The organism is Chelativorans sp. YIM 93263 (assembly GCF_028767125.1).
Classification (GTDB): domain Bacteria; phylum Pseudomonadota; class Alphaproteobacteria; order Rhizobiales; family Rhizobiaceae; genus Chelativorans.
Genome location: NZ_JAKCWP010000006.1, coordinates 67562 through 81781 on the forward strand (window position 1 = coordinate 67562; position 14220 = coordinate 81781).

Annotated in this window: 13 protein-coding genes; 5 read left to right on the plus strand and 8 right to left on the minus strand. The window is 62.2% G+C overall.

The genetic code is table 11. The annotated features are described in order from the left end of the window. Positions 1 to 2: 2 nt before the first annotated feature. The 5 genes from LY631_RS13450 to LY631_RS13470 form a co-directional block, all read right to left on the minus strand. On the minus strand, positions 3 to 1214 hold the full coding sequence (locus LY631_RS13450) for a metal ABC transporter permease (protein WP_274425982.1): 1212 nt from the start codon (positions 1212 to 1214) through the stop codon (positions 3 to 5). A gap of 291 nt (positions 1215 to 1505) precedes the next feature. Then, positions 1506 to 2321, minus strand: coding sequence for a metal ABC transporter ATP-binding protein (locus tag LY631_RS13455; protein WP_274425983.1), 816 nt, complete (start codon positions 2319 to 2321; stop codon positions 1506 to 1508). A 14-nt stretch (positions 2322 to 2335) separates the two neighbouring features. Continuing rightward, entirely contained in the window at positions 2336 to 3307 is a 972-nt protein-coding gene (locus LY631_RS13460) for a metal ABC transporter solute-binding protein, Zn/Mn family (protein ID WP_274425984.1), read from the minus strand. A 395-nt stretch (positions 3308 to 3702) separates the two neighbouring features. Continuing rightward, the gene (locus LY631_RS13465; RefSeq protein ID WP_274425985.1) at positions 3703 to 5118 is read right to left on the minus strand and encodes a mannose-1-phosphate guanylyltransferase/mannose-6-phosphate isomerase; all 1416 of its coding nucleotides are present in this window, start codon (positions 5116 to 5118) and stop codon (positions 3703 to 3705) included. A gap of 152 nt (positions 5119 to 5270) precedes the next feature. Beyond that, the gene (locus tag LY631_RS13470; protein ID WP_274425986.1) at positions 5271 to 5930 is read right to left on the minus strand and encodes a DUF599 domain-containing protein; all 660 of its coding nucleotides are present in this window, start codon (positions 5928 to 5930) and stop codon (positions 5271 to 5273) included. A gap of 418 nt (positions 5931 to 6348) precedes the next feature. Here LY631_RS13470 and rlmN point away from each other — a divergent pair, with 418 nt between their 5' ends. Beyond that, positions 6349 to 7575, plus strand: a complete 1227-nt coding sequence (gene rlmN, locus LY631_RS13475; RefSeq protein WP_274425988.1) for a 23S rRNA (adenine(2503)-C(2))-methyltransferase RlmN — start codon at positions 6349 to 6351, stop codon at positions 7573 to 7575. A gap of 27 nt (positions 7576 to 7602) precedes the next feature. Here rlmN and LY631_RS13480 read toward each other — a convergent pair whose 3' ends face one another. Continuing rightward, positions 7603 to 8244, minus strand: coding sequence for a LysE family translocator (locus tag LY631_RS13480; RefSeq protein ID WP_274425989.1), 642 nt, complete (start codon positions 8242 to 8244; stop codon positions 7603 to 7605). 273 nt (positions 8245 to 8517) lie between these two features. Here LY631_RS13480 and LY631_RS13485 point away from each other — a divergent pair, with 273 nt between their 5' ends. The 4 genes from LY631_RS13485 to LY631_RS13500 all read left to right on the plus strand — a co-directional run bounded on the left by LY631_RS13485 (position 8518) and on the right by LY631_RS13500 (position 11940). Continuing rightward, positions 8518 to 9645, plus strand: coding sequence for a TRAP transporter substrate-binding protein (locus tag LY631_RS13485; RefSeq protein ID WP_274425990.1), 1128 nt, complete (start codon positions 8518 to 8520; stop codon positions 9643 to 9645). Positions 9646 to 9724: 79 nt separating this feature from the next. Continuing rightward, positions 9725 to 10345, plus strand: coding sequence for a TRAP transporter small permease subunit (locus tag LY631_RS13490; protein ID WP_274425992.1), 621 nt, complete (start codon positions 9725 to 9727; stop codon positions 10343 to 10345). Further along, positions 10342 to 11757: a TRAP transporter large permease gene (locus LY631_RS13495; RefSeq protein ID WP_274425993.1), complete on the plus strand. Its 1416-nt coding sequence runs from the start codon at positions 10342 to 10344 to the stop codon at positions 11755 to 11757. Before LY631_RS13490 ends, LY631_RS13495 begins: the two co-directional genes overlap by 4 nt. Before the next feature lie 6 nt (positions 11758 to 11763). Next, positions 11764 to 11940, plus strand: coding sequence for a hypothetical protein (locus LY631_RS13500; protein WP_274425995.1), 177 nt, complete (start codon positions 11764 to 11766; stop codon positions 11938 to 11940). 3 nt (positions 11941 to 11943) lie between these two features. On the opposite strand, the gene nagA is transcribed toward LY631_RS13500, so the two are convergent. Next, a complete protein-coding gene (gene nagA / locus LY631_RS13505) occupies positions 11944 to 13104 on the minus strand; it encodes an N-acetylglucosamine-6-phosphate deacetylase (protein WP_274426161.1) in 1161 nt (386 codons plus the stop codon). Continuing rightward, positions 13101 to 14132 carry an SIS domain-containing protein gene (locus tag LY631_RS13510; protein WP_274425996.1) on the minus strand — a complete coding sequence of 344 codons (1032 nt, stop codon included), beginning with the start codon at positions 14130 to 14132 and terminating at the stop codon, positions 13101 to 13103. The genes nagA and LY631_RS13510 overlap by 4 nt, the downstream gene beginning before the upstream one ends. Positions 14133 to 14220 lie beyond the last annotated feature (88 nt).

Genomic DNA, 14220 nt, shown 5'->3' on the forward strand with positions numbered 1-14220 from the left:
CCTCACATGACCGGCGCCGGCGGGCCGAGCCGGCGGTCGATGTCGGCGATCTCGTCTCGCGTCAGCACGGTTTCGATCGGCGTCAGCCCGTCATAACGGCTGTAGACCGTTTCGTCCTGATAAAGCTGGCGGGCAAGCGCCCAGCGGCTTTCGTCGCGTACGGCCTTGGCCGCGGCAGCCCTGCCTTTCTCCGTCGCCACGCCGTCGCGCCGGATGAGGCGTTCACGACGCAGCACTCTTCGGGTGAGCGGCTCGAGTATGACCTCGCCCCGCGCCAATGCGAGCAATCCCTGGCGGCGATGAACGCGGATCTGAAACCGCTTGTGGCGCAGAAACGCAGCGAGGACACCCCGCCCCGGCGCGAGAAGAAGTGATATGGCGAAAAGGGTGAAACTGATGAGCACGATGATGGGTCCGGTCGGCAGATCGGGCGCGGAAGCCGAAAACGCCGCACCGAGATAGCCCGCCAAGCCGCCAAGCCCTCCGGCGATGAAGACCACGTGTTCCGTGCGCTCGCTCCACAGCCGCGCCGTAACGGGCGGGATGATGAGCATGGCGACGATGAGGATGAGCCCCACCAGCTTGAGCCCGATCACCGTCACCGCCATGACGAGGCCCATCATGACGAGGTCCATGCGCGCGACATTGATGCCGGATGTGGCGGCAAATTCGGCATCGAAAGAGACCAGCGTCATCGGCCGCCGCAGCAAAAGCACGAAGGCGACCGCCAGCGAACCGCCAATGGCGATCACCACCGCATCCTGGTAGAGCATACCGGCGGTCGAGCCGAGCAAGAAGCTTTCCAGCCCGGCCTGATAACCTCTTGTCATGGTCTGGATGATCGTGAGAAGCACGACGCCGAAGCCGAAGAAGACCGAGAGCACCGCGCCGATGGCCGCATCTTCGGCAAGCCGCGTGTTCCGCGTGATCCACTCCACGGCGATGAGACCGAGCATTGCCGACAGCGCCGAGCCAAGAAGCAGGCCCGGCAGGTTGCGCCCGTCGCCGCCGAGCGCGACCATGATCATGAAGGCGAGGCCGATGCCTGGCAACGTGGCATGCGCCACGGCATCCGACACCAGCGCCCGCTTGCGCAGGAACAGAAAGCTGCCCCCACCCCCAGCCGCGATACCGAGCAGCGCCGCGCCAATCGCCACCAGCGCCGTATTGTAGCCGGCCTGGAACAGCAGGGCTTCGAGAAAGGCGTTCAGCACGCTGCACCCAGGGCTGAGGAGTTGTACGGGAGCCCCGGTTCAAAAGGCCCTCTCTTGCGATTCCTAACACTTAGTCTTCGACTAAGATGTTGAAATAGCTTTCTCTCCCTCAAGGGGAGAGATATCGGCTGCAGTTGCGTTTGCGCCAAACGCCAACGGTGGTGATTTGCCAAGACGATGCAACCGCCCACCATCTCTCTCCTTGCGGGAGAGAAAGCGATTTCTTGGGTTTGGCGCAGCCAAGCGCTTAGAATTTGCAAGAGAGGGGCTCTACTGTGCATCCTCCACACCCTAGGCCACCGGCAGTTTCAGCTGATCGATGTGCGCGGTGGCCAGCCGCCCGCCATAGGTCTTCTGGAGGTTTTCGGCGGTGAAGGTGGTTGCCACCGGCCCTTCGGCGATCTTGCGGATATTGATAAGCAGGACGTTGGAGAAATAGTCGCTGACGGTCGCGAGATCGTGGTGCACACAGACGACCGTGCGCTTCTCGCCTCGCAGAGCCTTCAGCACGTCGATGATGGCCCGTTCCGTGGCCGCGTCCACGCCGGCGAAGGGCTCGTCGAGCAGATAGAGATCGGCGTTCTGCGCGAGCGCCCGGGCAAGGAAGACGCGCTGCTGTTGCCCGCCGGAAAGCTGACCGATCTGCCGGTCCGCGAAGTCGGCCATGCCGACGCGGTCGAGGCAGGCCAGCGCCCGCTCGCGATGGGCGCGGCGCACGAGGCGCAGAAGCCCCAATTCCCGGTAGAGGCCCATCAGCACCACGTCGATGACACGTGTTGGAAAATCCCAATCGACCGAGGCGCGCTGCGGCACGTAGGCCACGCGCTGCATGACGTTTTCGATCGGCTCGCCGAAGACGAGGACCTTGCCGGACAGACGTGGCACGATGCCGAGCACGGCCTTGAGAAGGGTCGACTTGCCGGCCCCGTTAGGGCCGACAATGGCCGTCATGGACTGCGGCTGAATGGAAGCATCGACGGAGAAGACAGCAGGCTTTTCGCCATAAGCGACCGTCAGTTCCTGGATGAGAAGCGGGCTATCGGCGGGCAGCGGCTTGGCGACCGCTTTCCCCTCGTTGCTGGCTAGCTCGAGCGCTACCTCGCTCATATCCGCCTCATTTCTCAACTGCCGACCGCCAGATGGCCGAACATACCGCGCCCCGGCGCCTTGCCGCCAAGCGCCCGGGCGATGGTGGTGACATTATGATCGATCATGCCGATGTAGGTGCCCTCATAGCTGCCGTCCGGCCCCATCGCGTCGGAGAAAAGCTGGCCGCCCACCTTGACCGCGCTGCCCTCGGCCGCAGCGCCTTCGATCAGCGCACGGACATTGCGGTCCGATACGGAGGATTCGGCGAAGACGGCCCCGATCTGGCGGTCGGCCAGAATGTCGACCAGCTCGGAAATACGCTTCAGCCCCGCTTCGCTCTGGGTCGAAATGCTCTGAATGCCGAGCACCTCATAGCCATAGGCACGGCCGAAATAGGCAAACGCGTCATGCGCGGTGACCAGAACCCGGCTCTCTTCCGGCACGCTGGCCAGAACTTCCTGGGCGTACTCGGAAAGCGCGGCGATTTCTTCCAGATGTCGGTCGGCATTCGCGCGGAAAGCGGCTTCGCCCTCCGGCCGCGCATCGATCAGCGCATCGCGCACGACGACGACGACCTGCGACCAGAGATTCGGGTCCATCCAGACATGCGGATCGTAACGATTTTCATAGGTGGGATCGGCAAGCAGTACGTCGCGCGGCAATTGATCCCCGACAGCCACCACCTGGCCGCGCTCGGAAAGGGATCCCATGAACGATTCCATCTGCGCTTCGAGATAAAGGCCGTGCCAGAGCACGAGATCGGCCCGGATCAGGGCGAGAATGTCCGTTCGGGTCTGCCGATAGGCATGCGGGTCGACCCCCGGCCCCATGAGCGCCCGCACCTCTACATGATCACCGCCGACCTGGCGCGCGGCATCGGCGATCATGCCGGTGGTCGTGACCACGTGAAGGGTTTCCTGCGCCTGCGCCGAAGCCGCCGGCAGGAACAGCGCCGGCAAGGCCACGAGAAATTTGATGAGCGAGCGCCTGATGCCGTCGGCCATTTTTCCTTCCGCCAGAATCTTGCAACTGCAATCCGTTTGCAACTGTTCTGCGCACTATAGGTTCCTTTTTCTGCAATTGCAAATGATTTGCAAAAAGAACGGAGCGTAAGCGACCCTTACCCGCACTGTGGCGCCCGCCATGCCTTCTTATTCCCGCGCGGGGTGCCTTCCCGGAAGCGCGGGAGCGTGAGGTGCATTTTCCGGAAGCGCTGTCGCGTCTCGTGACTGCTCTGGCTTGGTTCCCAAGATCGAGCCCCGGGAGGACAAGGTGGAAGACTTACCTGCTAATCGTCATCATTTAAGTCGCAGGAACGCGATTGGCGCGCGCGCCCCTCCTTCGCCCGTCACCCTCGGTCGGCGCGAAGCGAGGAGCGAAATGATAGTGCGACACCGCCCTACCCGCGCCCGTAGACATCGTCGAAACGCACGATGTCGTCCTCGCCGAGATAGTCGCCCGTCTGAACCTCGATGAGGACGAGGTTGAGGATGCCAGGGTTTTCCAGCCGATGGCGTTGGCCGCAGGGAATGTAGGCCGACTGATCGGTCGTCAGCAGGATTTCGCGCTCACCATTGACGATACGCGCCGTCCCGGAGACGACGACCCAGTGCTCGGCGCGGTGGTGGTGCATCTGCAAGGACAACTGTGCCCCGGGCTTCACCTCGATGCGCTTGATCTTGAAGCGAGGCCCCTCCTCCAGAACGGTGTAGGAGCCCCAAGGACGGAAAACAGTGCGATGGACACGGTGTGTCTCGTCGCCGAGGTCCTTCAGGCGATTGTAGAGGAGGCGGACATCCTGAGCGTTCTCCTTGGAGGTGACCAGAAGCGCATCGGGAGTATCGGCGATCACCAGATCATCGACGCCCACCAGCCCGATCAGCCGGTCGCTTCCGCGAACGACATTCCCATGCGCGTTGAAAGAGGCCACGTTGCCGAGCACCCGATTGCCGTCCGCATCACGCTCATACTGCTCGCCCAGCGCCGCCCAGGATCCGATGTCGCTCCACCCAATGTCGCAGGAGACCACAGCCACATTGGAGGCTTTTTCCAAAACCGCATAATCGATGGATACCGAGGGGACCTCGGCAAAGCGCTCCGGGTCGAGCTCGATGCGCTCCGTACCCTGCCCGTTCAGCCGCCGGCCTGCACCCAGTGCGGCGCGGCAGCCTGCGGGGATGTCCGGGCAGAAGCGCTCCATTTCATCGATCATCGTTTGCGCCTGGAAGCAGAACATGCCGGAATTCCAGAGAAAGCGGCCGCTGGCGACGAATTCCTCGGCGGCAGCGGACTCCGGCTTTTCCACGAAACGGCGCACATTGATGCCGTCCGCCTCGATATAGCCATAGCCTGTCTCGGGCCGGTCGGGCCGTATGCCGAACGTCACGAGACGGCCTTCGCCGGCGAGTGCGCAAGCCTCCTCCACGGCGTGCGCCAGCCTTTCCCGCTCCGCAATCACGTGGTCGGCCGGCATGACGAACAGAATCGCCTCGCCGCCCAGCCGGTCGGCGACCTCAAGACTGGCGGCGGCGATTGCGGCTGCGGTATTGCGCCCCTCGGGTTCGAGCAGGGCGCGCATGGCGGCCGCATTATGTCCAAGCTGCCGGTACTCGTCATCAATGGCAAAGAACAGCTCACGATTGGTGACCGTTACCAACTCCGCGATGCGCGGAAGCGCGAGCGCCCGCAAAAACGCATGCTGGATCAGCGACAGACCGTCGGCAAGCCGGATCAGCGGCTTGGGATGGTTTTCGCGCGAGAGCGGCCACAGGCGCGATCCCGCGCCACCGCAAATAATAACCGGAACGATGTGCAAGATACCCTCCCATCTCGCATCCACCTGCGGCTACAGTTTGCAAATCTGCCGCGTGTGTTTTGCCACTACTGGTAGCATGCGCTTGGAGGGGAGTGGCACCGCGCTTTTGCGCGGATTGACACCATAAATAGGCGGTGGGCTCCACCTTATGGCTAATCCGGCCGCAATTTGGCGACCAGCTCGCGCGCGGCGGAATAAAACTCACGGTAGAGAATTAAGGCGAAGATGGCGATCGTCACCACGATGGACCCGACGGGCGAAATGAACCAGGCCAGCATGCCGAGCGCGAAGTAGTAGGCGCGGATGCCCTGGTTGAAATTGCGCGCGCCGAGCGTGTTCAGCGCGGCGATGACGAAGATCTCCTCGGGATCGCGCTCCTCCGAATGGGTGGCAGCGCCCAGCATGATGCAGAAATGGTTGAACTGCCGAAGCGACAGGGTGAACGAGAGGAAGGCGAGGACGAACAGTACCAGGATGGAGGCGAGATGCAGTTCCACCTGGGATTTGGTGACCGGCCTCTCGGGCTGGATGACATTCAGGGCCTCGACCACCGAACTGACCTGATTGAAGACGGCGAAAAGCGCCAGGATGATGAGCACGGTCGTGGAGGCGAAGAAGGAAACCGCGTTCATCAGATTGCCGGAAAGGATCGCATCGAGCGGCGTGTCGCGCCGGACCGCCTTTTCCACCCAGCGGCGCCGCTGCGCGCTCATGATGATGGAGAGCGAGGGCCGCACCACCTCGATGCGGCTGGCGACGAACGCATAAACAAGCCAACACAGGAGCGGAAAAAGAGAGGCAGCCAGCGTCACGTTACAAAGAATCCGTTCACGTTCGAGGACATCAGTTCTACGCGCGGGCGATCCGCGGTGCAATCGTCGCCCAGCAGGCTCAACCTCGCTCCGCCGCTTCGGGTTGCCGGGTGTGCAGAAATTCGACCGTGGCGGGATGCTCTCCCTTGCCGCGGAGCCGGGGAAACGCCATCTAGCCAACGAGAACGGCCGATCGCTGCTTTACTTGTGAGGGCCTGCCAGTCGAAGCTGCCCTTTCCATGTTCAATCAAAGCCCTCACCTGACATTGGGTTCAAACCGGCATTCAAGTTGATCGGCGAAGGTGAAACGTAACTGAAGCTAAGCAACCCGATAGTGACGCCGTGCTAAAGCCGTGTTATGAGGGCCCGCAATCGACACGGGCGGCCGAGCGCCGCTCGAAACGCATTTGAATGCACCATGACCCTGACAATCGATACAACAAATCCTGAAAGCCGCCCTCGGCCGCGGCCTGAAACGCAACCGGAGAAGACTCCGCTGATCGGCCTTTCGCGCGAGGCGCTGGGCGAAGCCCTTGGCTCCGTCGGCGTGCCCGAGCGGCAGGTGCGCATGCGCGTGCGCCAGCTCTGGCACTGGCTTTATGTGCGCGGTGTTTCCGACTTCTCGCAGATGTTCAACATCTCCAAGGAGTTGCGCACCAAGCTCGACGAGCGCTTCACCGTCGCCCGGCCGGAGATCGTGGAAGAGCAGGTTTCCGAGGACGGCACCTGCAAGTGGCTCCTGCGCTTTCCGCCACGCGGGGCGGGCCGCCCGGTCGAGGTGGAAACCGTCTATATTCCGGAGGAAGGGCGCGGCACGCTGTGCATCTCCTCCCAGGTCGGCTGCACCCTCACCTGTTCGTTCTGCCACACCGGCACACAGAAGATGGTGCGCAATCTGACGGCGGGTGAAATTCTAGATCAGTTGCTGATCGCGCGCGAACGGCTGGGCGATTTCCCCGATGCCGATACGCCTGACGGCGCCATCGTGCCGGCGGAAGGCCGCAAGGTGACGAACATCGTCATGATGGGCATGGGCGAGCCGCTCTATAATTTCGAGAACGTCAAGCAGGCGCTGCTCATCGCCTCCGACGGCGACGGCCTGTCGCTCTCCAAGCGCCGCATTACGCTTTCGACCTCCGGGGTCGTGCCGGAGATCTACCGCACGGGCGAGGAGATCGGCGTCATGCTGGCCATCTCGCTGCATGCCGTGCGCGACGAGTTGCGCAACGAGCTGGTGCCGATCAACAAAAAGTACCCGCTGAAAGAGCTGCTCGACGCCTGTCGCGCCTATCCCGGACTGTCGAACGCCCGGCGCATCACCTTCGAATATGTGATGATCAAGGACGTCAACGACTCTCTGGAGGATGCCCGCGATCTCGTTCGCCTCCTGCGCGGCATCCCGGCCAAGATCAATCTCATCCCTTTCAATCCGTGGCCGGGCAGCGACTATGAATGCTCGGATTGGGAGCAGATCGAGGAGTTTGCCGAGGTGGTCAATCGTGCCGGCTATGCCTCGCCGATCCGCACGCCGCGCGGACGGGATATTCTTGCCGCCTGCGGTCAGCTCAAATCACAGTCCGAGCGCATGAAAAAGTCCGAGCGGATGAAGCTTGAGGCGATGATGATCGCCGGGCACGGGGAATAGGCGCCGCCCACAGCCTGCGCGGCGAAGCTACCGCGCCTGCGCCGTCAGTATTTTGATGGCAAAGGCCGAAAAGACTCCGGCAAAGAGATAGTCCAACAGCCGCGTCACGGTCGGGCTTTTTCTCAGCAGCTTTGAGAACCCATCCGCCGCCAGCACCATTGGCGTGGTGACCGGCAGCGCCAGCGGGATGAAAAGCAAGCCCAGGAACAGGAGCTTGGCCGAGGCGTGCGGGTCGCCAGGCGAGACGAACTGCGGCAGGAAGGTCATGAAGAAAAGCACGATCTTCGGGTTGAGCAGGTTTATGCCGAGGCCGGTCAGCCAATTCTTGAAGAACGAATTTCTCTTGCTTGCCGTGGCTTCCGGCGAGAAGGCGGAACCGTGTCGGATCGCCTGCCAGGCAAGCCAGATCAGATAGCCCGCGCCAAAAATCTTCAGAGCCAGAAAGGCTTCCGGCGAGGCGACGATAAGCGCCGAAAGCCCGAGCGCCACCAGCAGCGTGTGCACCAGAATGCCGGTCATCGCGCCAAACATGCAGGCAAAGCCTGCGACCTTGCCTTGCGAAAGCGCGCGGCCAACGAAGAGCGTCATGTCCGGCCCGGGGGTGATAGCCAGCACGAATGTGGCAAGCGCGAATTGAACAATGATCGCGAAATCGGGAACGAAAACCATGGGTCTGCCGCTCTTTCTCGGAGCACGCTTGCTAGGCCGCAAACTCTTGCCGGTCAAGCATGGCGTTGTGATATCCGCGGCCGAACTGTCGGAAGAACAGGTAGATGGAAGGATCGCGCCTGATTGCTCCTCTTCTACGACTTTAGTCGTAAATTGGTTCATTCTGCTTCCGCAACACACCCGTTTTCTTGCATGATGACACTGTAATCTCGACCTGCTGGCTCGAAAAAAGCAAAAAAATGAGCCCGGAAGAGATGAAATGGGAGGATTGGAATGACTGACAAGACCTATTCACGCCGGAAGTTTCTGGGCCGGGCGACAACAGCCGCTGGCGCGGCAGCGGCCGGAACCCTCGCTGCGCCGGCGGTTCTGGCGCAGGCACCCGTCACAATCAAGATGCAATCGTCATGGCCGTCATCAGACATCTGGATGGATTTCGCGCGTCAATATATCGAGCGCGTCGAGCGGATGTCGGGCGGACGGCTGCAGATCGACCTGCTGCCGGCCGGTGCGGTTGTTGGGGCTTTCCAGGTGCTCGATGGCGTCCATGACGGCGTGATCGACGCCGCCCACACTGTGCCAGTCTACTGGTACGGAAAACACAAGGCCGCATCGCTCTTCGGCACGGGGCCGGTCTTCGGCGGCAGCGCGACAACGATGCTTGCCTGGTTCCACCAGGGCGAGGGCAAGGAATTCTACCGCGAACTGACCCAGGACATCCTGGGCCTGAACGTCTATGGCTTCTACGGTTTCCCGATGCCGGCCCAGCCCTTCGGCTGGTTCAAGGAGCCGGTTCAGTCGGTCGAAGATATCCAGGGGTTGAAATATCGCACGGTCGGACTCGCCGCCGATCTGCTGCAGCAGATGGGAATGGCGGTTTCTCAGCTTCCCGGCGGCGAGATCGTGCCGGCGATGGAGCGCGGCGTCATCGACGCGTTCGAGTTCAACAACCCGTCATCCGACCTGCGCTTCGGCTCGCAGGATGTGGCGAAAAACTATATCCTGTCGTCTTATCATCAGGCGAGTGAATCCTTCGAGTTCCTGTTCAACAGGGATGTGTTCGACTCGCTGGACGACGACCTGCAGGCGATCCTGGAATACGGGGTCGAGTCCGCCAGCACGGCCAATACGGCCTCCGCTCTCGACAACTACTCCGCTGACTTGCGAACGCTTCAGGACGAACACGGCGTGGAGGTGCACCGCACCTCGCAGGAGATCCTGGATGCACAGCTCCGGGCCTGGGACGAGATCATCCCCGAACTGGAGCAGGACGAGTTTATGAAGCGCGTTCTCGACAGCCAGCGCCAGTGGGTGGAGCGCGTCGTTTTCTACGAGCTCATGAATTCGCCCGACCTGACACTTGCCTATGAGCACTACTTCCCGGGCAAGCTGGCCCTGTAGAGGGGTTCACATGCGTATGAACACGGCCCGACGGTTTCCCAGCGAAGCCGCCGGGCCGCTCTCCAACGGGTCGGTTTGAATGCTGCGCTATATTGCTTTTGCCGATCAGGTCTCGGCGTGGTTCGGCAAGGCCTTTTCCTGGTGCGTGGTCCTGATGACGCTCGCCGTCAGCTACGAGGTTTTCGTGCGCTACGTGCTGAGCCGCCCCACCGTCTGGGCCTTCGATCTCAGCTATATAATGTATGGCACGCTCTTCATGATGGCCGGCGCCTACACGCTGTCGCGGGACGGACACGTCAGGGGCGACTTCATTTACCGGCTCTGGCAACCGAGAACCCAGGCGAAAGTCGAGTTGGTCCTGTATTTCCTCTTCTTCTTTCCCGGCATCCTGGCGCTGATCTTTTCCGGCTGGCGCTACGCGAGCCGATCCTGGCGCTACATGGAAGTCAGCACGATGAGCCCCGCCAACGTGCCGATCTATCAGTTCAAAACAGTGATCATCGCTGCGGGCATTCTGCTCCTCATCCAGGGCATCGCACAGGTCTGCCGCTGCATCATCACCATCCGCACCGGCGAGTGGCCCGCCCGCGCCGGCGACGTGGAGGAACTGGAAACCGTGCTGCAGAAGGAAGGTGTGGAAGCGCTGCAGCACGGCAGCGAAGCCGTCGACATCATCAATCCAGAGGACCGCCGGCAATGACCGACCCGCAAGTCGCCGTCGCCATGCTCGGCATCTTCATCTTTATCATCCTGCTCGGATTCCCGATCGCCTTCACCCTCATGGCGATGGGCATCGGCTTTGGCTACTACGCCTATTACGACGCAAACCGCATGTGGATCCGCTACGCGCGTGCGCTGGAGGAAGATGCAGGCACGCTGACGCTGATCCAGCACTGGATAGGTGGGTTTTTCAACAATCGCGTCTTCGATCTCTTCGTCAATCAGACCTATTCTGTGATGGCGAATGACGTGCTGACCGCCGTTCCGCTCTTTCTCTTCATGGGATACATCGTGGAGCGGGCGAATATCGTCAGCAGGCTCTTCTACACGCTCAGCGTCTCCACGCGCCATCTGCCCGGCTCGATGGCGGTCGCGGCGCTGATCACCTGCGCGCTCTTTGCCACGGCCACCGGAATCGTCGGTGCCGTGGTCACGCTTATGGGCCTGCTCGCCTTCCCGGCCATGCTGAAGGCGCGATACGATAAAAGTTTTGCCTCGGGCGTGATCTGCGCGGGCGGCACCCTGGGTATCCTTATCCCGCCCTCCATCATGCTGATCGTCTATGCGGCCACTTCGGGCGTTTCCATCGTGCGGCTCTATGCGGGAGCACTTCTGCCGGGGTTCCTGCTGGCGGGCATGTATCTCATCTACATCGTCACGCGCGCGATCATTCAGCCGAAACTTGCGCCAAAGGCGGAAAAACTGGGCGCGGACGTTGGCTTCCTGCAGATCGCCTGGATGCTGCTGACGTCGTTTTTCCCGCTCGCTTTTCTCATCATGGCCGTTCTCGGCGCCATCCTCTTCGGACTGGCAACGCCTACCGAGGCCGCGGCCATCGGTGCGCTGGGCGGGCTGGTCCTGGCGGCGGCCTACCGCGCACTGACCTGGGAGCGCCTGCAGGAATCCGTTTATCTGACGGTGCGCACCACCGCGATGGTCTGCTGGCTCTTTGTCGGATCCTGGGTGTTTGCGTCGGTTTTCTCATACCTCGGCGGGGAGGCGCTCATCCGCGAATTCGTGGAAGGCATGAACCTGACGCCGCTGCAGTTCCTGCTGCTGGCTCAGCTCATCATCTTCCTGCTCGGTTGGCCGCTGGAGTGGTCGGAGATCATCATCATTTTCGTGCCGATCTTCCTGCCGCTGCTGGCGTTGTTCGAGATCGATCCACTGTTCTTCGGCATTTTGATCGCGCTGAACCTGCAAACCTCCTTCCTGACGCCACCCATGGCGATGTCTGCGTACTACCTGAAGGGCATTGCACCGCCGCACGTGCAACTCACGCATATCTTCGCCGGCTCGCTGCCCTATCTGGTGATGGTGTTCGTCACGATGGTGGTTCTCTATACGATTCCCGAGATCGTATATTTCCTGCCGCGACTTGTTTATGGATGATGGAGGATGAGCATGTTGCGGGACCGGTTGATAGCCTTGGCGGCACTGGCGACGCTGATCGTCTATCTCGGCATCTTCGTCGTCTCGGTGCCGCGCCCGGCGCTCTTCGTAGTGACCGGCTTGGTGGTGTGCCTTGTCCTGTTCGACTTCTGGAACCAGCTCTTCCGCAATGGAAAGCGGTGAAGCCTATCGCGGCATGCCGCCGAGCCAGACCTGCCGCACGTTGAGATCGTTGTCCAGCAGAACGATATCCGCGCAAGCGCCGGGGCGCAGGAACCCGTATTCGCGCTCGATCCCCAGATAGGTAGCCGGATAGGCACTCGCCATTCTGAGCGATTCTTCCACCGGCAATTCCAGCTTCTGCACGCCGAAACGCACGGCGGAAGCCATGTCGAGGTCGGACCCGGCAAGCGTTCCGTCGTCCAGAACCAGCTTGGAGCACGCCTCTCCCGGCTCCCGGCGCACGGTGCGCCCATTAAGTTCGAAGCTTTGGTCCTCGCTTCCCACCAGCGCCATGGCGTCGGTTACATGGTAAAGTCGGCCCGGCCCGCGCTTGGCGCGAAGCGCGGTGCGCAAGGCAACGGGATCGGCGTGATGGCCGTCCGCGATCATGCCCCCCCACGCGCCTCCGGTGTCGAGTGCGGCACCGACCAAGCCGGGCGCACGGTGGGAAAGTCCGCTCATCGCATTGAAGAGATGGGTCACGCCGCGAACACCGGCGCCGAACAGGCGCTGTGCCTCCTCGCATGTGCAATCCGTGTGCCCCAGGCTGAGAATGACGCCGGCTCTCGCAAGCCGCTCGACCTGTTTCTCGGTAACCTGCTCCGCGGCGACCGTAACGTGCAAAACCGGCAGCGCCTCCGCCGCGCGGCAAAGCCGCTCAAGTTCCTCCTCGTCCAACGGATGCATGAGCTCGGCCAGGTGCGCGCCGCGACGGGCGGGGGCGAGATGCGGCCCCTCAAGATGCAGGCCCGCGACGCCGTCCCGCGTTCCGGACGCTACTATAGCGCTTTCAATGGCTGCATCGGTTACCGCGCGCGCATCGGTGATCAGGGTCGGCAGCAGCGAAGTCGTGCCATAACGGCGATGGGCGGCGGCGATAACCGCCGTCGTCTCCACCGAGGGCTCGTTATTGAACATCCGACCGCCGCCGCCATTCACCTGCACATCGATGAAGCCGGGCGCCAGTATCCCGCCCTCGAGCCGGGTGACGTCTTCGCGCCCGGAGATCTCGTGTTCCGGCACGAGCGCTTTGACACGCCCCTCCCCCATGATGATGGCTTCCGCGTCATGGAAGCGCTCGCCGTCGAAAATACGCGCGCCGACGATAACCGTCTCGTCCATCAGATGGTCTCCGTCACCTTCTTGAGCTTGTCCGGTGCATCCGGGTCGAGCCCGCGCTCCCGGGTCAGGCGCTCGATCATCCGGTAATACGCGGCAAGCGCGGCAAGCGGGTCCAACTTGCCGTAGCCGGTGGAAGGCATGGCAATGGTGCCCTCGCTCACCTCCACCGAAGAAAAAGTGACAACTCGCGCGCCGATCCCGCACAGCTTTTCCAGAATTGCCGTGCTTGAGGAAAGCGCTTCGTCTTTCGGCACAAACGCGAGGATGGGAAAGCCCTGATCAACGAGTTGCATCGGCCCATGCATCAGCTCGGCCAGCGAGAATGCCTCCGCATGCAGCTTCGCCGTTTCCTTGGCCTTGAGCGCGGCTTCAAGGGAAATGGCAAAGCCCGGTCCGCGTCCGGCTGTGTAAACGGACGACGCCTCGGTCATTGCCTGGAGCGCCGGCTCGTAGTCCGCCTCGCAGGCTTTTTGCAGCGCACTGGGCAGGCGCGCGAGGCCATCGGCCAGTTCCGCACTTCCGGTCGCCGCCTGGGTCAGCGCCGCCAATGCTGCCGCCGAGGCAATGAAGCTCTTGGTGGCGGCCACGCTTTTCTCCTCGCCCGCGTGGATGGGAAGCACCACATCGGCCTCCCGCGCCAGCGGGCTCTCAGCCGCATTGACCACGGCGACTGCCAGTGCGCCGCCGCGCTTCGCCGCATCCTGAACCGCAATGACATCCGGGCTCGCGCCCGACTGCGAAACCGTGATGTGGAGTGCGCCAGGCACGTTCAGCGGTGCGTGATAGACGGACGCGACCGACGGGCCGATGGAGGCAACCGGGACCCCGGTACCGATCTCGAAGAGATATTTAAAGAAGCTGACCGCATGGTCCGAGGAGCCGCGCGCGGCCACCGTGACGACCGGCGGGCGGCGCTCGGTCACGAAACGGCCGAGTTCCTCAAAGGTCCTGCGTTCATGCGCCAGCAGGCGCGCGACGACCTCTGGGGCTTCACCCGTTTCGCGGAACATCAGGGACGCTTCGCTCATCATGTGTCTCCTCGCGCCAGTCGGCAGGAATATAAAACCAATCTAATACCAGATGCACGATCAACTCTTTCAGGTCAACGTGCGTCCGCAC